Raw genomic sequence first — 20,321 nt, 5'->3', positions numbered from 1 at the left:
CGAACATCAATGTTCATATTCGATGTGAACAGCCCCAGGAGGCCTTGCCCGTGTCCCAGCCCGTTTCGTCCCAGCCACCACTCCAGGACTGCTACGACCTCGCCGTGATCGGCGGTGGCATCAATGGCGTCGGTATCGCTGCCGATGCCGCCGGGCGCGGCCTGAAGGTGTTCCTTTGTGAAAAGGACGACCTGGCACAACACACCTCCTCGGCCAGCAGCAAGCTGATCCACGGCGGCCTGCGCTACCTGGAGCACTACGAGTTCCGCCTGGTGCGCGAAGCGCTGGCCGAACGCGAAGTGTTGCTGGCCAAGGCGCCGCACATCGTCAAGCCCATGCGCTTCGTGCTGCCCCATCGCCCGCACCTGCGCCCGGCGTGGATGATCCGCGCTGGCCTGTTCCTCTATGACCACCTGGGCAAGCGCAAGCGTCTGGGCGCCTCGCGCGGCCTGCGCTTCGGCCCGGGCTACCCGCTCAAGCCGGCCATTACCCGCGGCTTCGAATACGCCGACTGTGCGGTGGACGATGCCCGCCTGGTGGTAGTCAACGCCATGGCCGCCCGGGAAAAGGGCGCGCACATCCACACCCGCACCCGCTGCCTGCGCGCCGAGCGCGTCGATGGCCTGTGGCAGGTGGAACTGCAGCATGCCGACGGCAGCCTGCAGAGCATCCGCGCCCGGGCACTGGTGAACGCGGCCGGCCCCTGGGTCGCCAGCTTCATCAAGGACGACCTCAAGCTCGACGCGCCGTACGGCATCCGCCTGATCCAGGGCAGCCACCTGATCGTGCCGCGCCTGTACGAAGGCGAGCACGCCTACATCCTGCAGAACGAAGACCAGCGCATCGTCTTCTGCATCCCTTACCTGGACCGCTTCACCCTGATCGGCACCACCGATCGCGAGTACAGCGGCGACCCGGCCAAAGTGGCGATCACCGAGCAGGAAACCGACTACCTGCTCAAGGTGGTCAACGAGCACTTCAACCACCAGCTCAGCCACGCCGATATCCTGCACACCTATTCCGGCGTACGTCCGCTGTGCAACGACGAGTCGGACAACCCGTCGGCCGTCACCCGCGACTACACCCTCGCGTTGTCCGCTGCCCAAGGCGAGGCGCCGCTACTGTCGGTGTTCGGCGGCAAGCTGACCACCTACCGCAAGCTGGCCGAGTCGGCCATGGCCGAACTGCAACCGTTCTTCACCCAGATGCGTGGCAGCTGGACCGCCGGCGCACCGCTGCCGGGCGGCGAGAGCATGACCACCGTACAGGCGCTGGTCGATGCCGTGCTGGCACGCCATGACTGGTTGCCGGTGGACATCGCCAAGCGTTGGGCCGTCACCTACGGCAGCCGCGTATGGCGCCTGCTCGAGGGCGTGGAAGGTCCAGAAGGCCTGGGGCAATCCATTGGCGGCGGGCTGTTCAGCCGTGAAGTGGACTACTTGCGCGAACAGGAATGGGCGGTCGATGCCGCCGACATCCTCTGGCGCCGGACCAAACTCGGCCTGTTCACCTCTGCCGCCGAGCAGCAGGCACTCGAGGAGTACCTGCTACAGAACCAGGCTCGCGTCCAGGCTGCCTGATCACGCCTCGGCGACAGGCACAGCCGGCAGGAGGCGGGCGTACGCCTCCTGCGCCAGACTCAGGCGCAGCGCCTGCAGCGAGGCTTCGTACTTCACCCTCAGGGCCTCGGATCGAACCAGGTACATCTGCTCGGACAGCGACGCGGCCTGTGTCAATTGCTCATCGAGGGCAGAGACCAAGGCATCGACCCTCTCCGGGTAGCGCACATGCACAAAGCTGTCCCAAAACGGGCGTTGTGCCAGCGCCTCGCTCAGCCGTTGCGGCGTCTCCTCCCGCAGGACCTGAAGCCTGGCCGTGATCAGGTCACCCGGCGACACCCTGGCATCCATCAGGTAGTACATGCCGTCAGGCTGGGCAGGAAGGCCCAGCGGCTCGGCCAGATGCGTCCGATAGGCCATATAGACTTCGATCGGGTCCACCTCCCCACCTCTACGCTCGAGCTCCTGAACCTTGCGCGCAGCCAGCGTATTGACCTCATCCAGCCGATACAACGCCCGGCCGGCCTTCAGCAAGGCCTCCTCACGCTCGACCAGGCGCGTTCCCGCCGAAGCACGCTCCACGTACAACGTGACCTCCAGTTCGCTGAGGATCAGCAACAATCGATCCTCGCAGGCACGCTCCCCGCCAGCCTGGGCGAACATCACTGCACGCAGCTCGGTGTTCTGCTCGCACGCCTCGATCATTCGCCAGATGCGCCTGCGATAGAAATCGTCATGCTCGCGAAAATCCTCGGTCCGGGCAAAATCGGCAAAGAACTGGAACAGCGCCGTTGATTCAGGTTCCTCGCGCAATCTCAGCCATTGCGCTTCACGCTGGCTACGCAGCTTGCCCGAGCTGCCGGCCAACCACAGCTCCCGAGCCGCCTGATCGATCAGCTGGTGCTCGATGGGGTTGCGATTGATCGGCTCACGGGACGCCAGGTTCACCAACGCCTGGCTGGCTTCATCCAGCGGATTGTCGTGCAGGACCATCCGCTGCAGGCGCAGCTGCAGGTTGTGCAAATCCTGACGCACATGCTGGATGCTGTTGTTGCGCAGGTCGACCACCCCCTGCCAGGGCAACTGCTGAACCCGCTCGGGCAACCTGGCGATCTCGCCCGAATGCAGCGATAACCGACGCAGGTGTCGCAGCCCATTCACATCCGGAGCCCAACCGAGCGGGTTATGGCCCAGGTCGAGTTCCCGTAGATTGACCAGGGCCAGCAGGCGCTGGTTGCCGGCACTGTCCATGGCGATCTGGTTGTACCCAAGGCGCAGGTAGCGCAGCGAAGTAAGGCGCTCGATGCCCGCCGGCACCTGAGTCAGCCTGTTTTCCCGCAGGTCAAGTTCCACCAGCCCGGTGAAACGTGACAGGAAGTCCGCATCGACGTTGGCGAGGTCCATGTCGCGCAGGGTCAGACGGGTCACATGACCATAGCTGATGCCCGCGGGCAGGCTCGGCAGGCTGCCGACCTGCTCGCCACGGACCATCAGCCAATGGCCACCATCGCCCAGGACTCGGCTCTTGCGGCGCCAGCAACGACGCATGACGGTGGCCACACGCCGGCGCCTGAGCTTGGCGAGTATGCCGCCGCCTGCGCGGCACCAGCTCTGCAAGCCTTCGCGCAGGCGGCTCAACTGATGTTTCAACTGGTTGTAGTGCACCCATGGATCGACATGCCTGGAGACCAGGTCCAGCAGATAGTTTTCCAGCTCATCCTCGCCGAGGGTCGGATAGATCTGATGAATCCCCCGTCGACTCGCCTGTCGGCCACCTGGAGTACGGCCACATAATGGATATCCCAGGCGGCCGTCGGCGAAACGGGCCAGTGGACGGATACCCTCTCCGACCGGCGCCTGCCTGATCAATGTAGCCACCTGCTCGCGCTGGGTGGCAGCCAATGCTGCCAACTTGTCGGTCAACGCCTTTTCGTCCAGCGAAGCATCACCCAACAACAGTTTCTGCGACGGTTGCAGATGCAGGCATATCGCCTGGATCAGACTGTCCTGCTCCGTTGCCTGCGGTAACGGGATGCCGTTGCCATCCCGGGCCTGATAACCCTGGGTGCCGCGAACGATATAGCGAATATCCGCGGCTTCCTCACTGCCTACCTGTGTGCGCAACGTGCCTGCATGAGAACCGTCACGCAATTCAAGACGCAGGTTCTCAGCCCACGGCGCTTGCTGGTCGATCAACCCTAGGGCCAGACGCTCACTGTCAAGATTCACCGCGCTTGCCTGGCGCAAGCCAGCGCAAGCCCGATCCAACCGACTGTCACGCAGAAACCAGTACGCGTGCTCGGCAAGCTCCAGCGGAATGCGCTGCTTATCGAGCATCTCTGCGAGCTGCCGCCCATTGGCCTGTTCGATGATTTCCCGCGCGCCCCGATGGCTCAATCCCGGGAAATCCCGCCTCAGCAGCAACGCTTCTGGTGTCTCGGTGCCTTGCCTGGATCGCACCTCGGCCTCAAAGGCTTCGCCACGCAACGCAGGAAACTGCTCGTGCAGCTGGTAGCGCTCCCAGGCATCGAGCAACCGGGCTGGGGGCGACGCCTGCTGTACATGCAATCGACGCAGGTGCTCCTCGCCAAAACCGGTACCTTCGGCCAGCCACAGGGCCTGCTCATCGGTCATGTTACTCAGTTCTCGGCCAAGCCGACGCATCAACAGGCCTGCGCCGGACCATTCATGTGGTTCCATTGAGTTCCTGAACAGCTTGGTCTGCCCTGCGTCATCGACTATCGGTACCAGGTTGTCTACCGCCAGCGAACGCTCCAGCACCTTCCCGGTCGCCATTCCCCCCGTGGCGAGGATGGCAGCCACCGCAAGGTTCTCTGCCACCCCGAACATATGCTGCAAGGCGGACTGACGATCACCTATTGCCCAGTCCTCGTAGCCCTCGTAGACCTCATTGGCAATCTGGACGGCGGCCACCCCCAGCATGACCTCGCCAAGCAGTGGCACGAAGAAGGCCGCCAGATTGAGCAGGGTAAGCCCGGCTTCCAGGTAACGGTCGAATCGCTCGCGACACGCGTCGGCATCTGCTTCAGCGGTGGGCACCGCAAGCACACGCGCGTCATCCAGGATTTTCTCGATACGCAACTTACCCAGGTAGGCAATCAACGTGCCTTCGAAGTCCAGATGACGTCCATCCAGTTCGATATCCCGGGAGCTGTCCGTCTCCTTGAGCAGCTTTTTCAGGACAGTGGCGAACACCGGCCTGTCCCGCTCACGGACGAAACGCATGAAAAAGTCGACATAAGGTGATTGCCGCATGCGCCTGGCCAGCGTCTGGTACAACGCAGACCAGGAGGCATGATGCTGGACGGGCTGGATCGGATCGCCCGGAATCCAGCTGAGAATGCCCGTGACAGCCCCCAAGGCGTGCTCCCGGACTTCCACGGTCACCACGCCCTCCACGCGCTTGCCCAGCAGGTGCAACTGACGGCAGGTCAATACGGCCGGATCGCCCGGAACGATCGGCGCAGGCGCACACAATGGCAGCAGTTGCAGGTAGGCGCGCTCATCGATATGTCCTTCGAGAATGGCCCGGCGCACGGCAACCTCCATGCGTGCCCGAAGGTCCTCTTTGACCTGCGCATGAACGGCCTCCTTCTCCAGCAAATCGCTCGGTCGCAGGTGCGCCCTGAGCAATGTCTGATACTGACCGCCCAGGTCGAGACTGCGGCAAAGTTTCGCGAACTGAGTAAAACCGATATTCAGCCGTTTTTTATCGGCATCCAGCACCGTAGCCACGGTCAGTTCGCCAGGCGTGGTTTCATCCTCGGTGTAGTTATGCAGTGCCGCAGTCAACAGCTCCCTGCTGGACGTGCGCCGGTCCCATAGCTTCGGCGCCGAGTTCAGCGGCACCGGATGATAGATCTCCTGCACGATCTTCACAGTGCTGTTGCGCACGTCAACGTCGAGCTTGAACTGCTGGTGCAGTGCCTGCCTGAGCAAGGGCTCGGCAAAAGCATCAAGTGCCGACACAGGTGCCAGCAGTTCACGCATCTTCTCGGCACTTTTCTGCTGTGCCTTGAGCGCACGGTGTAGCGCCTGCAAGCGGTCGACCGCGGCGGTTTGCAACCAAGCCGGCAAACGCTTGGCAATCAGCGCATCGATGGAATCGGGGGCAATCTCGTGAAAACTCATCCAGCTTCTCCTGATGGGAAAAGCCACAGTTGACCCGCGACCCGCCAAGCCATGTCGGTAGATAGCTACATGTCTTCATTCGGATTTCCGAACAGCATGGCACCATGCGTTCGGTTTGACGGACATCAAATGACATCCAAAAACCTTCAACAAAGAGTCATCCCCAGCATTTTCACGGCGTTATGATCAAGGTTGGGGCTTGGCACGACTCATGCTCTACACTTGAACGCCGAATGCACCACGCTTCATGCTGTATTCGTTGAACGAAAGAGTCCGCCAACGGCTCCATAAAAAAAACAAACACGTCGAGGAAAATTTGATGCGCATCGTTCGTCAATTGCTGGGCGCCGCCATCGCGGCCGCTGTCATCGCATCGCCGGTCATGGCCGAAGAGCTCACCGGTACTCTGAAGAAGATCAAGGACTCCGGCACCATCACCCTGGGCCATCGCGACTCCTCCATCCCGTTCTCCTACCTGGCCGGCAAACCGGAACCGGTGGGCTACTCCCATGACATCCAGCTAGCCGTTGTCGAAGCTCTGAAGAAGCAACTGGGCACCGACATCAAGGTCAAGTACAACCTGGTTACCTCGCAGACCCGCATCCCGCTGGTGCAGAACGGCACCGTGGACCTGGAGTGCGGCTCCACCACCAACAACGTCGAGCGCCAGCAGCAGGTCGGCTTCTCGGTGGGCATCTTCGAAGTCGGCACCCGCCTGCTGACCAAGGTCAAGGATGGCCAGCCCTCCTATAAAGACTTTGCCGACCTGGCCGGCAAGAACGTGGTGACCACCGCCGGCACCACCTCCGAGCGCATCCTCAAGGCGATGAACGCCGACAAGCAGATGAAGATGAACGTGATCTCCGCCAAGGACCACGGCGAAGCCTTCAACATGCTCGAAAGCGGCCGCGCCGTGGCCTTCATGATGGACGACGCCCTGCTGGCCGGTGAAATGGCCAAGGCCAAGAAGCCTGCCGACTGGGTCATCACCGGCACGCCACAGTCGTACGAAATCTACGGCTGCATGGTGCGCAAGGACGATCCGGCCTTCAAGAAAGCGGTCGACGAAGCCATCGTCGCCTACTTCAAGTCGGGTGAAGTCAACAAGAGCTACGACAAGTGGTTCCAGCAGCCGATTCCGCCAAAGGGCCTGAACCTGCAGTTCCCGATGAGCGACGAGCTGAAGAAGCTGATCAATGAGCCGACCGACAAGGCAGCGGACGAGAAGAAGTCCTGACCTCCGGCAAATAGTGGCCTGAAGCGCATCCGCGCGAATCCATCCAACAGGCCACTTAGTTAGTGTCTAACCTTTACATCCGAGGGCGTCGAACGCCCCCGGATGTATCGAGGTGCCCGTGAAACAACCGTCTGAGGGGAAATCCCGATGAATTACAACTGGGACTGGGGCGTGTTCTTCAAGTCCACCGGCGTGGGCAGCGAAACCTATCTGGACTGGTACGTCACCGGTCTGGGCTGGACCATCGCCATCGCCATCTCCGCCTGGATCATCGCCTTGCTGCTGGGCTCGCTGCTCGGCGTGATGCGTACCGTACCCAATCGTCTGGTGTCAGGGATTGCCACCGCCTACGTCGAGCTGTTCCGCAACGTGCCGCTGCTGGTGCAGCTGTTCATCTGGTACTTCCTGGTACCGGACCTGCTGCCCGAAGGCCTGCAGGAGTGGTTCAAGCAGGACCTCAACCCGACCACCTCGGCGCTGATCAGCGTGGTCATCTGCCTGGGCCTGTTCACCGCCGCCCGTGTCTGCGAGCAGGTGCGCACCGGCATCCAGGCGCTGCCCCGCGGCCAGGAGTCGGCCGGGCGCGCGATGGGCTTCAGCCTGTCGCAGATCTACATGAACGTGCTGCTGCCCCAGGCCTACCGGATCATCATTCCGCCGCTCACCTCGGAATTCTTGAACGTGTTCAAGAACTCCTCGGTGGCCTCGCTGATCGGCTTGATGGAGCTGCTGGCGCAGACCAAGCAGACCGCCGAGTTCTCCGCGAACCTGTTCGAAGCATTCACCCTGGCCACCCTGATCTACTTCACCCTGAACATGGGCCTGATGCTGCTCATGCGCATGGTCGAGAAGAAAGTCGCGGTACCGGGCCTGATTTCCGTGGGAGGCAAGTAAATGGACATGGATTTCAGTGAAATCATCCCGGCCCTGCCCGCCCTCTGGGACGGCATGGTCCTGACCCTGCAACTGATGGTCATGGGCGTGGTCGGCGGCATTGCCCTGGGTACCATCCTCGCCCTGATGCGCCTGTCGTCGAACAAGCTGCTGGCCAATGTCGCCGGCGCCTACGTCAACTACTTCCGCTCCATCCCGCTGCTGCTGGTGATCACCTGGTTCTACCTGGCGGTGCCGTTCGTGCTGCGCTGGATCACCGGTGAAGACACCCCGGTGGGTGCGTTCACCTCCTGCGTCGTGGCATTCATGATGTTCGAGGCGGCCTACTTCTGCGAAATCGTCCGCGCCGGCGTGCAGTCGATCTCCAAGGGCCAGATGGGCGCCGCGCAGGCGCTGGGCATGAGCTACGGCCAGTGCATGCGCCTGATCATCCTGCCCCAGGCGTTTCGCAAGATGACCCCGCTGCTGCTGCAACAGAGCATCATCCTGTTCCAGGACACCTCGCTGGTCTACACCGTCGGCCTGATCGACTTCCTCAACTCGGCCCGCTCCAACGGCGACATCATCGGACGCTCCCACGAGTTCCTGATCTTCGCCGGTGTCGTCTACTTCCTCATCAGCTTCTCCGCTTCGTGGCTGGTCAAGCGCCTGCAAAAAAGGATCACCGTATGATTTCCATCAAGAACGTCAACAAGTGGTACGGCGACTTCCAGGTACTGACCGACTGCAGCACCGAGGTCAAGAAGGGTGAAGTGGTGGTGGTCTGCGGCCCGTCCGGCTCGGGCAAGTCGACCCTGATCAAGTGCGTCAACGCGCTGGAACCGTTCCAGAAAGGCGACATCGTGGTCGACGGCACCTCCATCGCCGACCCGAAGACCAACCTGCCCAAGCTGCGCTCGCGGGTCGGCATGGTGTTCCAGCACTTCGAGCTGTTCCCGCACCTGACCATCACCGAGAACCTGACCATCGCCCAGATCAAGGTGCTCGGCCGCAGCAAGGAAGAAGCCACCAAGAAAGGCCTGGCACTGCTTGAGCGCGTGGGACTGTCGGCCCATGCCCACAAACACCCCGGCCAGCTCTCCGGCGGCCAGCAGCAGCGCGTGGCCATCGCCCGTGCCCTGTCGATGGACCCGATCGTCATGCTGTTCGACGAACCCACCTCGGCACTGGACCCGGAAATGGTCAGCGAAGTGCTCGATGTAATGGTGCAACTGGCCCACGAAGGCATGACCATGATGTGCGTGACCCACGAAATGGGCTTTGCGCGCAAGGTGGCCAACCGGGTCATCTTCATGGACAAGGGCAGCATCATCGAAGACTGCACCAAGGAAGAGTTCTTCGGCGACCAGGGCGCCCGCGACCAACGCACCCAGCACTTCCTCAGCAAGATCCTGCAACACTAAGTCCGCCTCAGTGACGCTGCCCGGCCCTTCGCCGGGCAGCGGAAGCTGGTCGTGACAAGGCCACTGTGATGAAATGCGACCCCTCGCTCCTTCGCCCTGCCCAGCCTGCCGTGAAATCCCGTCTGATCCGCCAACTGCTCGTCCCGCCCCTGGTCATCCTGCTGATGGTCGGGCTAGGCTTCGCCGGCTTCCTGATCAGCGAGAGCAACGGCATCCGCACCCTCAGCGAGAACGGCGAGCGCCAGCTGGAACTGCACGCGCGTACCGTCGAGAGCGAAATCAGCAAGTACACCTACCTGCCCAGCCTGCTGGAGCTGGAAGACAGCGTCTCGCGCCTGCTCACCGACCCCGAGGCTGGTGATCGCCAGGCCGTCAACGAATACCTCGAAGGCCTGAACCGACGCAGCCGCAGCCGGGCGATCTTCGTCCTCGACACCAACGGCCGGGTCCAGGCCACCAGCAACTGGCGCGACGCCGACTCTTTCCTCGGCGAGGACCTGGCATTCCGCGCCTACTTCCAGGTCGCCGTGCGCGGCGAGCCGGGGCGCTTCTACGGCATCGGCAGCACTACTGGCGAGGCCGGCTACTACCTGGCCCACGGGCTGGAGGAGCACGGCAAGATCATCGGCGTGGCGGTGATCAAGGTGCGCCTGGACACCCTCGAGGAGCGCTGGCAGCGCGCCCGCCTGGAGGCCTTCGTCAGCGACGAGAACGGCATCATCATCCTCTCCAGCGACCCGGCCCGGCGCCTGAAATCGGTACGCCCGTTGACGCCGCAGATCAAGGAGCGCCTGGCGCGCAGCCTGCAGTACTACTGGTGGCCGCTCAACGAACTGCAACCGCTGGCCCGCGAAACCCTGGCCGACGGCGTGGAGAAGCTCACCTTCCCGGCCAACAGCGAGACCGACCAGGGCAAGCAGCGAGAGGTGTCCTACCTGGCCCAGACCCGCCGCCTGGTCGACACCCCCTGGCATTTCACCCTGCTCACCCCGCTGCAGGACCTGCGCCGCGAATCGATGATGCAGGGCATCCTGGTGGGCGTGGCCTTCGCCCTGCTGGCGATCCTGGCCATCGCCTGGAACGAGCGGCGCAAGGTGATCGCCACCCGCCTGGCCGCCCGCGAGGCGCTGGAAGAAGCCAACAGCCAGCTGGAACGCAAGATCACCGAGCGCACCGCCGACCTGCGCGCCAGCAACGAACGGCTCAAGGGCCAGATCCGCGAACGGCGCCACGCCGAGCAGACCCTGCGCCACGCCCAGGACGAACTGGTCCAGGCCGGCAAGCTGGCGGCCATCGGGCAGATGTCCACCAGCATCGCCCATGAACTCAATCAACCCTTGGCGGCCCTGCGCACCCTGTCCGGCAACACCGTGCGCTTCCTTGAGCGCGGCGCGCTGGAAACCGCCAGCGCCAACCTGCGCACCATGAACGACCTGATCGACCGCATGGGCCGCATCACCGCCAGCCTGCGCTCGTTTGCCCGTCGTGGCGACGACAGCGGCCAGGCTTCGCTGGAAAAGGCCGTCGAAGCCACTCTGCAGGTGCTGGCCAACCGCATCAGCGCCTGTCACCTGCAACTGCACCGGCAGTTCGACGACCAGCTGCTGGCCATCGACCAGACCCGTCTGGAACAGATCCTGGTCAACCTGATCGGCAACGCCCTCGACGCCATGGCCACCCAACCCCTGCCGCAACTGTGGCTGGAAGGCGAAGTCCAGGGCGACAAGTACCGCCTGCGGGTGCTCGACAACGGCCACGGCATCGATGCCGAGGCACGCAAGCACCTGTTCGAACCCTTCTTCACCACCAAACCGGGCGAGCATGGCCTGGGCCTGGGCCTGACCCTGTCGGCGAGCCTGGCCACCGCCGCCAAGGGTACACTGAGCGTCGAACACCCTGCCGGTGGCGGCACCGCGTTCGTGCTTGCCCTGCCCCTGGTCACGCCCCCTAGCGAATTGGCTGAGCCTCTATGAAACAAGCACCTCTCACCGTCCTGATCGTCGAAGACGACCCGCACGTGCTGCTCGGCTGCCAGCAGGCGCTGGCCCTGGAAGACATTGCCTGCGAAGGCGTCGGCAGCGCCGAGCAGGCCCTGGAACGCATCGGCGACGACTTTGCCGGTATCGTCGTCAGCGATATCCGCCTGCCGGGCATCGATGGCCTGGAACTGCTCAACCGCCTCAAGGCCCGCGACCGCAGCCTGCCGGTGGTGCTGATCACCGGCCACGGCGACATCGACATGGCGGTCGGCGCCATGCGCAACGGCGCCTACGACTTTATGGAGAAACCCTTCTCGCCGGAGCGCCTGGTCGAGGTGGTGCGCCGGGCGCTGGAACAGCGCGGCCTGTCCCGCGAGGTGTTCGCCCTGCGCCGCCAGCTGGCCGAGCAGAGCAGTCTTGAAGGCCGCATCATCGGCCGCTCGCCGGCCATGGAGCAATTGCGCGAACTGATCGCCAACGTCGCCGACACCTCGGCCAACGTGTTGATCGAAGGCGAGACCGGCACCGGCAAGGAACTGGTGGCCCGCTGCCTGCACGACTTCAGCCGACGCCAGGGCCAGCCGTTCGTGGCGCTGAACTGCGGCGGCCTGCCGGAGAACCTGTTCGAAAGCGAGATCTTCGGCCACGAGGCCAATGCCTTCACCGGCGCCGGCAAGCGGCGCATCGGCAAGATCGAGCACGCCAACGGCGGCACGCTGTTCCTCGACGAGGTCGAGAGCATGCCGCTCAACCTGCAGATCAAGCTGCTGCGCGTGCTGCAGGAGCGCACCCTGGAACGCCTGGGCTCGAACCAGAGCATCCCGGTGGACTGCCGGGTGATCGCCGCGACCAAGTCCGACCTTGCCACCCTGGGCCAGAGCGGCCAGTTCCGCAGCGACCTGTACTACCGCCTCAATGTGGTCACCCTGGAGCTGCCGCCGCTGCGCGAGCGCCGCGAAGACATCCTGCAACTGTTCGAGCATTTCCTGCAGCAATCGGCCCTGCGCTTCGACCGCGAGGCGCCGGAGCTGGACAGCCAGACCCTGTCGCGGCTGATGGCCCACGACTGGCCGGGCAACGTGCGCGAGCTGCGCAACGTCGCCGAGCGCCATGCCCTGGGCCTGCCCGCGTTCAAGAAGGGCCCCAGTGGTGGCGCCAGCCAGGGCCTGGGTTTTGCCGAGGCGGTCGAAGCATTCGAACGCAACCTGCTCAGCGACGCTTTGCAGCGCACCGGCGGCAACCTCAGCCAGGCCAGCCAGGAGCTGGGCATGGCCAAGACCACGCTGTTCGACAAAGTGAAGAAGTACGGCCTCGGCTGATCGGCAACCTGACCCTGGAAGTTCAACGTGGACCTGGTATTCAAAGCGGCCCTGGGCGCCGGCGTGGTGGTGCTCCTGGCGATCCTGTCGAAGACCCGCAACTACTACATTGCCGGCCTGGTGCCGCTGTTTCCCACCTTTGCCCTGATCGCCCACTACATTGTCGGCAAGGGGCGATCGCTGGAAGACCTGAAGACCACCATCCTGTTCGGGATGTGGTCGATCATTCCGTACTTCGTGTACCTGGCAACGCTCTACGTACTGGTCGACCGCCTGCGCCTGGAGGCGTCGCTAGGCCTGGCCACGGTGGCCTGGCTGGTGGCGGCGACGGTGCTGGTGAGCGTTTGGGTGCGGATGCACTGATGAACCGTGGCGCCTGCTTCGCGGGTAAACCCGCTCCCACAGGGAACCCATGGCTCTTGAGAAGGATGCCTAGCCTGTGGGAGCGGGTTTACCCGCGAACAAAACAACGCCGATTCAAAGCCGGGCGATATGCGTGACATCCTGCCGATGCGCCTGCAGGTAGGGTAAAACCGCCCCCAGCAACGGTGCCTTGAACGGCTCCTGGAAACGATGCGCCAGCCCCGGAATCAGCCGCAACTGGCTGCCCTGGATATGCGCAGCCAGATGCACCCCGTGCATCACCGGCAGCAACGGATCAGCGGTGCCATGCACCACCAGCGTCGGCACCCGCAGCTGGTTGAGCAACTCGACCCGACTGGGTTCGGCAAGGATCGCCATGATCTGGCGCTTGACCCCTTCCGGATTGAACGCCCGGTCATAAGCCACGGCGGCTTGTTCGAGCAGCACAGCCCGGTCGTCCCGCACCTCGGGGCTGCCCAGCGCTGCCAGCAGGTCGGCCTGCTGCTCGATGGCCACCTCGCGACTCGGCGCGCTGCGCCGCGCCAGCAACTGCACCAGCGCCGGATCCGGCGCCGGCAGGCCGACAGCGCCCGAGCTGGACATCACCAGGGTCAGGCTACTCACCCGCTCCGGGGCCATGGCCGCCAGGTGCTGGGCAATCATGCCGCCCATGCTCACACCCAGCACATGGAACTGGCGGATGCCCAGGGCATCCATCAGTCGCAGACCGTCACCGGCCATGTCGGTGAGGGAATAAGGCGCCGACACCGGCAGGCCCAGCTTGTAGCGCAACAGTTCGACGGTCAGGTTGGCCGAGGCCGGCAGCTGGTTCCAGCGCGACAGGCCGACATCGCGGTTGTCGTAGCGGATCACCCTGAAACCTTGGCGGCACAGGGCCTCGACCACGTCGTCCGGCCAGTGAATCAGCTGCCCGCCCAGGCCCATGACCAGCAACAGCGCCGGATCGCGGGGCGCACCGACACTCTGGTAGACCAGGCTCAGCTCACCCAGCTCGGCCCGTTGCACCGGCACATGGACGTCGCAGCGACCCTCGGCGAAACTCGCCGGCACGCTGACCAGCAGCAAGAAGAAAAGTAGTAAAGCCCGCATGAAAGAAACACCAGAATGCAGATCCCCAGTAGAGCGCGAGTCTGATGAAATCCGTTCGGGCGCGCTGCCACAAAACCGTGACAGTTTCGTGAACCTTGCCGAGCGGTCGTGTGCATCCTGTTATCGACAGCACATGGCAACATGAGGGAAACTCAACGCAATCTCGTTTTAGCTCAAAGAATGCTCACGGAGCCGTCGTGCTGGAAATCCGCCACCTGAAAACCCTTCATGCCCTACGCGAAGCCGACAGCCTGGTGGAGGCCGCCGAGCGCCTGCACCTGACCCAGTCGGCGCTGTCGCACCAGTTCAAGGAGCTGGAGGAGCGCCTGGGCCTGCCGCTGTTCGTGCGCAAGACCAAGCCCATCCGCTTCACCAGCGCCGGCCTGCGCCTGCTGCAACTGGCCGATGCCACCCTGCCGCTGCTGCGCGGCGCCGAGCGCGACATTGCCCGCCTGGCCGGCGGTACCGCCGGACGCCTGCACATGGCCATCGAGTGCCACAGCTGCTTCCAGTGGCTGATGCCGACCATCGATCAGTTCCGCGATGCCTGGCCGGAAGTGGAGCTGGACCTGGCCTCGGGCTTCGCCTTCGCCCCGCTGCCGGCCCTGGCCCGCGGCGACCTGGACCTGGTGGTGACCTCCGACCCGGTGGACCTGGCCGGCATCACCTATGTACCGCTGTTCACCTACGAGGCCATGCTCGCCGTGGCCAACCAGCATGCGCTGGCGAGCAAGCCCTATATCGTGCCCCAGGATCTGCTCGACCAGACCCTGATCACCTACCCGGTGGAACGCGACCGCCTGGACATCTTCACCCGCTTCCTGGAGCCGGCCGACATCGAGCCGGCGGCGGTGCGCACCTCGGAGCTGACGGTGATGATGATGCAACTGGTAGCCAGCGGTCGCGGTGTGTGCGGCATGCCGCACTGGGCGCTGCACGAATACAGCTCGCGGGGCTACGTGAAGGGCAAGCGCCTGGGCGAGAAAGGGCTGTTCGCCACGCTCTACGCCGCGGTGCGCACCGACATGCTCGATGCACCGTACATGCGCGACTTCCTGCTGACCGCCAAGGACACCTCGTTCGCCACCCTGGACGGGGTCAGCGCGGTGCGTTGAGGCCTTCGCGCCACAGCGGCAGGATCAGGTCGCGAGTCAGGGGGGCCAGATCCAGGTCCGGCGCCTGGTCGGCGGACAGCCAGGTCACCTCTTCGATTTCCGCCGCCGGGTTTACCGTCGCGGTGCATTGGACGCGAAACAACTCGGCCTGCACCTCGAAGCCCGGTTCGTTGGCGGCCGGGGCGCTGAAACGGCCCAGGTGAATGGCCTGGACCGGGTCGACGCGCAGGCCCAACTCCTCGTGCAGCTCGCGTACCAGCGCCTGGGCCGGCGATTCGCCTGCATCGATCTTGCCGCCAGGCTGCATGAACGCCTGGGTGCCGCGCTTGCGTACCAGCAGGGTGCGGCCTTGCGCGTCGATGAGCAGGGCGGCGGCGATGCGGATAATGTTGGGCATGGTGGACTCACGAGCGAATGAAGGGGCGCAGGATACCTGACAAGGCCCTATCGCGGGGCAAGCCCGCTCCCACCAGAGCCCTGCCGAGTACGCGTGGGAGCGGGCTTGCCCCGCAATAGGCCTCCCGGACGAACGGCCCCTTGCCAATCCGCTGGCAACCCGCCATAACCAACCCATGAACCTCCCCGCCCACCAACACCCGGTGCTCGGCCTGTTCCACCCCGCCGTCGCCACCTGGTTCCGCCAGCGTTTCGCCACGGTCACCGAGGCCCAGGCCGGCGCCTGGCCGCTGATCCACGCTGGCCAGTCGATGCTGCTGGCCGCGCCGACTGGCTCGGGCAAGACCCTCAGCGCCTTCCTCGCCGTGCTCGATGAGCTGTTTCGCCAAGGCCTGGCGCAAAACGGCGAACTGCCAGCACAGACCCAGGTCGTCTACGTCTCGCCACTCAAGGCACTGTCCAACGACATCCGCCTGAACCTCGACGCGCCGCTCGAAGGCATCGGCCGGCAGCTCGAACAGCTTGGCCTGAAGGCCCCGCGCATCACAACCGCCGTACGTACCGGCGACACCCCGCAGAAGGAGCGCGCGGCCATGCGCAAGCTGGCGCCGCATATCCTGGTGACCACGCCGGAATCGCTCTACGTGCTGATGGGCTCGGCCTCGGGCCGCGAGGGGTTGGCCAACGTGCACACGGTCATCGTGGACGAGATCCACGCGCTGGCCGGCAACAAGCGCGGCTGCCACCTGGCGCTGACCCTCGAGCGTCTGCAGGCCCTGGCCGGCCGACCGCTGCGACGCATCGGCCTGTCCGCCACCCAGCGCCCGGTAGAGCGGGTGGCGCGGTTCCTGGTCGGGCATGAACGCCCCTGCGCCATCGTCGATATCGGCCATGCCCGCCATCGTGACCTGGCCCTGGAAGTGCCACCCGTGCCGCTGGGCGCGGTGATGGCCACGGATGTCTGGGAGCTGGTCTACGACCGCCTCGCCAGCCTCGCCCGCGAGCACCGCACCACCCTGGTATTCGTCAACACCCGGCGCCTGGCCGAGCGCCTGACCCGCCACCTTGGCGAGCGCCTGGGCAACCACGCAGTGGCCGCGCACCACGGCAGCCTAGCCAAGGAGCATCGCCTGACCGCCGAGCAGCGCCTCAAGGGCGGCGAACTGCAGGTGCTGGTGGCCACCGCCTCACTGGAGCTGGGCATCGATATCGGTGAGGTCGACCTGGTCTGCCAGATCGCCTCGCCGGGCTCGATCGCCGCCTTGCTGCAACGGGTCGGGCGTTCCGGCCACCAGGTCGACGGCGTGCCCAAGGGGCGCCTGTTCCCCACCTCGCGGGACGATTTGATCGAATGTGTCGCCCTGCTCGACTGCGTGCGCCAAGGCGAGCTGGACGAATTGCACATCCCCGAGGCGCCACTGGATGTATTGGCCCAGCAGATCGTCGCCGAAGTCAGCAACCAGCCCTGGGACGAACGGGCGCTGCTCGACCTGTTGCGCCAGGCCAGTCCCTACGGCCAGCTCGACGAAGGCCACTACCAGCCCTTGCTGCGCATGCTCGCCGAAGGTTTCAACGGCCGCCAGGGCATCCGCAGCGCCTACCTGCATCGTGATGCGCTAAACCACACCCTGCGCGGGCGGCGCGGCAGCCAGCTGACCGCCCTGACCAGCGGCGGCACCATCCCGGAGACCGCCGACTATGCGGTGCTGCTCGAACCCCAGGCGCTGAACATCGGCAGCGTCAACGAAGACTTCGCCGTGGAGAGCATCGCCGGCGATATCTTCCAGCTGGGCAACGCCTCCTATCGCATACTACGGGTCGAACCTGGCCGGGTACGGGTCGAGGACGCCCACGGCCTGCCGCCGACCATCCCGTTCTGGCTGGGCGAGGCGCCAGGTCGCAGTGACGAACTGTCCGCCGCAGTGGCCCGCCTGCAGCAGCGGATCGACCAGCAATTGCAGGCCGGCGACAGCCAACAGGTGCGCGCCTGGCTGCAAACGGCCTACGCCCTGGATGAAGGCTGCGCAGAGCAACTGCTCGACTACCTGGGGCGCACCTGGCAGGTACTGGGCGCCCTGCCCTCGCAGCAGACGCTGGTGATGGAGCGCTTCTTCGACGAGTCCGGCGGCACCCAGCTGATTATCCACTCGCCCTACGGCAGCCGGATCAACCGTGCCTGGGGCCTGGCCCTGCGCAAGCGCTTCTGCCGCACGTTCAATTTCGAGTTGCAGGCGGCGGCCAGCGAGGACGCCATCGTGCTGTCGCTATCCACCAGCCACAGCTTCGCGCTGGACGAGGTATGGCGTTACCTGCACAGCCGCACCGCAGAGCCGATCCTGGTCCAGGCCCTGCTCGATGCGCCGCTGTTCGGCGTGCGCTGGCGCTGGAACGCGGCGGTAGCGTTGGCCTTGCCGCGCTATGTGGGCGGACGCAAGGTGGCGCCGCAGATCCAGCGCATGAAGAGCGAGGACCTGGTGGCCGCCGTGTTCCCCGACCAGATCGCCTGCCTGGAGAATATCGTCGGCGAGCGGCAGATCCCCGACCACCCGCTGGTGCAACAGACCCTCGACGACTGCCTGCACGAGGCCATGGACAGCGAGGGCTGGCTGGCGTTGCTGCGGCGCATGGAAAATGGCGAGGTACGCCTGCTAAGTCGCGACCTGCCGGCCCCTTCGCCGCTGGCTTCGGCCATCCTCAACGCCCGGCCCTACACCTTCCTCGACGACGCGCCGCTTGAAGAGCGGCGTACCCAGGCCGTGCTCAACCGACGTTGGAACGACGTGCACAGCGCCGACGACCTGGGTGCACTGGACGGCGACGCCATCGCCGCAGTGCAGGCCGAGGCCTGGCCGCAGGCGGACAACGCCGACGAAATGCATGAGGCGCTGATGAGCCTGGGCGCCATTACCCAACCTGAAGTAGAGGGCAATCCCGGCTGGCCGCAACTGCTGCTGCAACTGGCCAAGGCAGGTCGCGCCTGTCATCTGGATGCCGGGGAGCAACGCCTGTGGTTCGCCCGCGAGCGCCTGCAGGCAATGCTGATCCTGTATCCCGACGCACGCCCGCACCCGGACGTTACGGTGTTGCCGGGCTTCGCCGACCCGCCCGACCTCGACACGGCCCTGGTCGAGTTGCTGCGCGCACGGCTCAGTGGCTTCGGTCCATTGACCCTGACCGAGATCGTCAACCCGCTTGCACAGCCGGCGGGTAATGCCGAACAGGCCCTGGCCCGCCTGGAAGGCGAAGGCTATGTGATGCGTGGCCACTTCAGCCCAGGCCAGACTGGCCTGCAGTGGTGCGAGCGGCACCTGCTGGCACGTATCCACCGCTACACGGTCAAGCGCCTGCGCCAGGAAATCGAGCCGGTCAGCCTGCAGGACTTCATGAGGTTTTTGTTCGACTGGCAGCACCTGGGTGGCGAAGCACGCCTGCGCGGGCCGCAGGCGCTGGGCGAAGTGCTCGCCCAACTGCAAGGTTTCCCCGCCGCCGCCGGTACCTGGGAAAGCGACCTGCTGCCGGCTCGTATCAAGGACTACAGCCCACACTGGCTGGACGATGCCTGTCGCAGCGGCCAGTGGGCCTGGAGCCGGCTGGCCTCGACACAGTCAGCCAGCACCCTGGCCAGCACGCCCCTGGTGCTGCTGCCCCGCGAGCACCAGGGGCTGTGGCGCAGCCTGGCGCCCACAGCCGACCTCGAACAACTGGGCGCACGCGCACGGCGGGTCATGCAGACGCTGCAGGAACAAGGCGCCTTGTTCTTCGATGAACTGGCCCATGAGGCCCACCTGCTACCCAGCGAGCTGGAGACAGCCCTGCAGGAACTGGTAGGTTCCGGCCTGGCCAGCGCCGATGGTTTCAGCGGCCTGCGCAGCCTGATCACACCCGCGGCCAAGCGCACTTCACGCAACAGCCGCCGCGGCCATCCTGCGCTGTCGAGCAGCATGGTCCACGCCGGACGCTGGGCGCTGTTGCGTCGTTCGAGCATTGCAGTGGACGCAGACCTGCGCCTGGAACATGTGGCCCGCAGCCTGCTGCGCCGCTATGGCGTCATGTGCTGGCGCCTGCTGGAACGCGAAAGCGACGTGCTGCCGTCGTGGCGGGACCTGTTGCGCTGCTACCACCGCCTAGAGGCCCGCGGCGAAATCCGTGGCGGGCGCTTTATCGCCGGGCTGGCGGGTGAGCAGTTCGCCTTACCTGAAGCCGTGGGGCTGTTGCGCCAGGTGCGCAGACGCACGCCACAGGGCGAGCTGGTGGTGGTCAGCGGCTGCGATCCGTTGAACCTGGTGGGTACCTTGTTGCCGGGGGCCAAGGTACCGGCGGTGGCGGGTAACCGCGTGCTGTACCGGGAGGGTGTCGCGGTGGCCACTCGGGTGGCGGGGCGATACCAGTTTCTGATCGAGGCGTCGGCGACCGAGCAGGAGCAGTGGCATCAACAGCTGTTGCGCCAGACGCCGCCCCTGTAGGAGCGGCTTCAGCCGCGATCACCCGCAAAGCGGGTGCCACACTCAGCGCAGCCTGCTTCGCGGCTAAAGCCGCTCCTACACCTGGAAACCGGCGAAGCGCTTGTTGAACCCGGCCACCCGCCCTTCGACCGTGGTCTTGCGCTGCTGCCCGGTGTACACCGGATGCGAGGCACTGGACACATCCAGCGCCACATAGGGGTAGGTCTGACCGTCGCTGTGCATCTGGGAGCGATCTGTCTCGACGGTCGAGCCGATCAGGAAGAACACATCGGCGGCAGTGTCGTGAAACAGCACGGGGCGATAGGCGGGGTGGATACCAGCTTTCATGGGG

At 64.9% G+C, this 20,321-nt stretch carries 14 protein-coding genes; 10 read left to right on the top strand and 4 right to left on the bottom strand.

Features of this window, described 5'->3' with window-relative positions; genetic code table 11:
• The first annotated feature begins 50 nt into the window (after positions 1-50).
• Positions 51-1,580: a glycerol-3-phosphate dehydrogenase gene (glpD, locus tag PRtIB026_RS09200; protein ID WP_203647764.1), complete on the top strand. Its 1,530-nt coding sequence runs from the start codon at positions 51-53 to the stop codon at positions 1,578-1,580.
• Here glpD and PRtIB026_RS09195 read toward each other — a convergent pair whose 3' ends face one another.
• Positions 1,581-5,711 carry an NEL-type E3 ubiquitin ligase domain-containing protein gene (locus PRtIB026_RS09195; RefSeq protein ID WP_203647765.1) on the bottom strand — a complete coding sequence of 1,377 codons (4,131 nt, stop codon included), beginning with the start codon at positions 5,709-5,711 and terminating at the stop codon, positions 1,581-1,583.
• 319 nt (positions 5,712-6,030) lie between these two features.
• Here PRtIB026_RS09195 and PRtIB026_RS09190 point away from each other — a divergent pair, with 319 nt between their 5' ends.
• From PRtIB026_RS09190 to PRtIB026_RS09160, 7 genes are all read left to right on the top strand, one after another.
• Positions 6,031-6,948, top strand: a complete 918-nt coding sequence (locus PRtIB026_RS09190; RefSeq protein WP_203647766.1) for a glutamate/aspartate ABC transporter substrate-binding protein — start codon at positions 6,031-6,033, stop codon at positions 6,946-6,948.
• 147 nt (positions 6,949-7,095) lie between these two features.
• Positions 7,096-7,842: an amino acid ABC transporter permease gene (locus PRtIB026_RS09185; RefSeq protein WP_203647767.1), complete on the top strand. Its 747-nt coding sequence runs from the start codon at positions 7,096-7,098 to the stop codon at positions 7,840-7,842.
• Entirely contained in the window at positions 7,843-8,514 is a 672-nt protein-coding gene (locus tag PRtIB026_RS09180) for an amino acid ABC transporter permease (protein ID WP_203647768.1), read from the top strand. It abuts the gene before it with no gap.
• Positions 8,511-9,245, top strand: a complete 735-nt coding sequence (locus tag PRtIB026_RS09175) for an amino acid ABC transporter ATP-binding protein (protein WP_203647769.1) — start codon at positions 8,511-8,513, stop codon at positions 9,243-9,245. The genes PRtIB026_RS09180 and PRtIB026_RS09175 overlap by 4 nt, the downstream gene beginning before the upstream one ends.
• A gap of 68 nt (positions 9,246-9,313) precedes the next feature.
• The gene (locus PRtIB026_RS09170; RefSeq protein WP_203647770.1) at positions 9,314-11,218 is read left to right on the top strand and encodes a sensor histidine kinase; all 1,905 of its coding nucleotides are present in this window, start codon (positions 9,314-9,316) and stop codon (positions 11,216-11,218) included.
• 47 nt (positions 11,219-11,265) lie between these two features.
• Positions 11,266-12,543: a sigma-54-dependent transcriptional regulator gene (locus PRtIB026_RS09165; protein ID WP_232855829.1), complete on the top strand. Its 1,278-nt coding sequence runs from the start codon at positions 11,266-11,268 to the stop codon at positions 12,541-12,543.
• Between the two features lie 27 nt (positions 12,544-12,570).
• Complete coding sequence (locus PRtIB026_RS09160; protein ID WP_203647772.1) at positions 12,571-12,906, top strand: GlpM family protein; 336 nt, start codon at positions 12,571-12,573, stop codon at positions 12,904-12,906.
• A 114-nt stretch (positions 12,907-13,020) separates the two neighbouring features.
• Here PRtIB026_RS09160 and PRtIB026_RS09155 read toward each other — a convergent pair whose 3' ends face one another.
• Complete coding sequence (locus PRtIB026_RS09155; protein WP_203647773.1) at positions 13,021-14,016, bottom strand: alpha/beta fold hydrolase; 996 nt, start codon at positions 14,014-14,016, stop codon at positions 13,021-13,023.
• Positions 14,017-14,213: 197 nt separating this feature from the next.
• On the opposite strand from PRtIB026_RS09155, the gene metR reads away from it, so the two are divergent.
• A complete protein-coding gene (gene metR / locus PRtIB026_RS09150; RefSeq protein WP_019097212.1) occupies positions 14,214-15,131 on the top strand; it encodes a transcriptional regulator MetR in 918 nt (305 codons plus the stop codon).
• On the opposite strand, the gene PRtIB026_RS09145 is transcribed toward metR, so the two are convergent.
• Positions 15,115-15,528 (bottom strand): NUDIX hydrolase, encoded by a 414-nt coding sequence (locus PRtIB026_RS09145; RefSeq protein WP_203647774.1) that lies wholly within the window; start codon positions 15,526-15,528, stop codon positions 15,115-15,117. The genes metR and PRtIB026_RS09145 overlap by 17 nt on opposite strands.
• A 175-nt stretch (positions 15,529-15,703) precedes the next feature.
• On the opposite strand from PRtIB026_RS09145, the gene PRtIB026_RS09140 reads away from it, so the two are divergent.
• On the top strand, positions 15,704-19,990 hold the full coding sequence (locus PRtIB026_RS09140) for a DEAD/DEAH box helicase (protein WP_267813768.1): 4,287 nt from the start codon (positions 15,704-15,706) through the stop codon (positions 19,988-19,990).
• Positions 19,991-20,065: 75 nt separating this feature from the next.
• Here the strand turns inward: PRtIB026_RS09140 and PRtIB026_RS09135 are convergent, their stop codons facing one another.
• Positions 20,066-20,317, bottom strand: a complete 252-nt coding sequence (locus tag PRtIB026_RS09135) for a type B 50S ribosomal protein L31 (protein WP_203647775.1) — start codon at positions 20,315-20,317, stop codon at positions 20,066-20,068.
• Between the last annotated feature and the right edge of the window lie 4 nt (positions 20,318-20,321).

This window comes from Pseudomonas sp. RtIB026, from assembly GCF_016861355.2.
Lineage (GTDB): Bacteria > Pseudomonadota > Gammaproteobacteria > Pseudomonadales > Pseudomonadaceae > Aquipseudomonas > Aquipseudomonas peradeniyensis.
Note: the sequence above shows the minus strand (reverse complement) of the source record. Positions and strands in the feature narration are given on the sequence as shown.

Bases quoted from the DNA above. Each gene is read 5' to 3' on its own strand.
- PRtIB026_RS09155 (WP_203647773.1), bottom strand. From the start codon at position 14,016: ATGCGGGCTTTACTACTTTTCTTCTTGCTGCTGGTCAGCGTGCCGGCG.
- PRtIB026_RS09175 (WP_203647769.1), top strand. From the start codon at position 8,511: ATGATTTCCATCAAGAACGTCAACAAGTGGTACGGCGACTTCCAGGTA.
- PRtIB026_RS09145 (WP_203647774.1), bottom strand. From the start codon at position 15,528: ATGCCCAACATTATCCGCATCGCCGCCGCCCTGCTCATCGACGCGCAA.
- PRtIB026_RS09195 (WP_203647765.1), bottom strand. From the start codon at position 5,711: ATGAGTTTTCACGAGATTGCCCCCGATTCCATCGATGCGCTGATTGCC.
- PRtIB026_RS09170 (WP_203647770.1), top strand. From the start codon at position 9,314: ATGAAATGCGACCCCTCGCTCCTTCGCCCTGCCCAGCCTGCCGTGAAA.
- PRtIB026_RS09190 (WP_203647766.1), top strand. From the start codon at position 6,031: ATGCGCATCGTTCGTCAATTGCTGGGCGCCGCCATCGCGGCCGCTGTC.
- PRtIB026_RS09135 (WP_203647775.1), bottom strand. From the start codon at position 20,317: ATGAAAGCTGGTATCCACCCCGCCTATCGCCCCGTGCTGTTTCACGAC.
- PRtIB026_RS09185 (WP_203647767.1), top strand. From the start codon at position 7,096: ATGAATTACAACTGGGACTGGGGCGTGTTCTTCAAGTCCACCGGCGTG.
- PRtIB026_RS09180 (WP_203647768.1), top strand. From the start codon at position 7,843: ATGGACATGGATTTCAGTGAAATCATCCCGGCCCTGCCCGCCCTCTGG.
- PRtIB026_RS09140 (WP_267813768.1), top strand. From the start codon at position 15,704: ATGAACCTCCCCGCCCACCAACACCCGGTGCTCGGCCTGTTCCACCCC.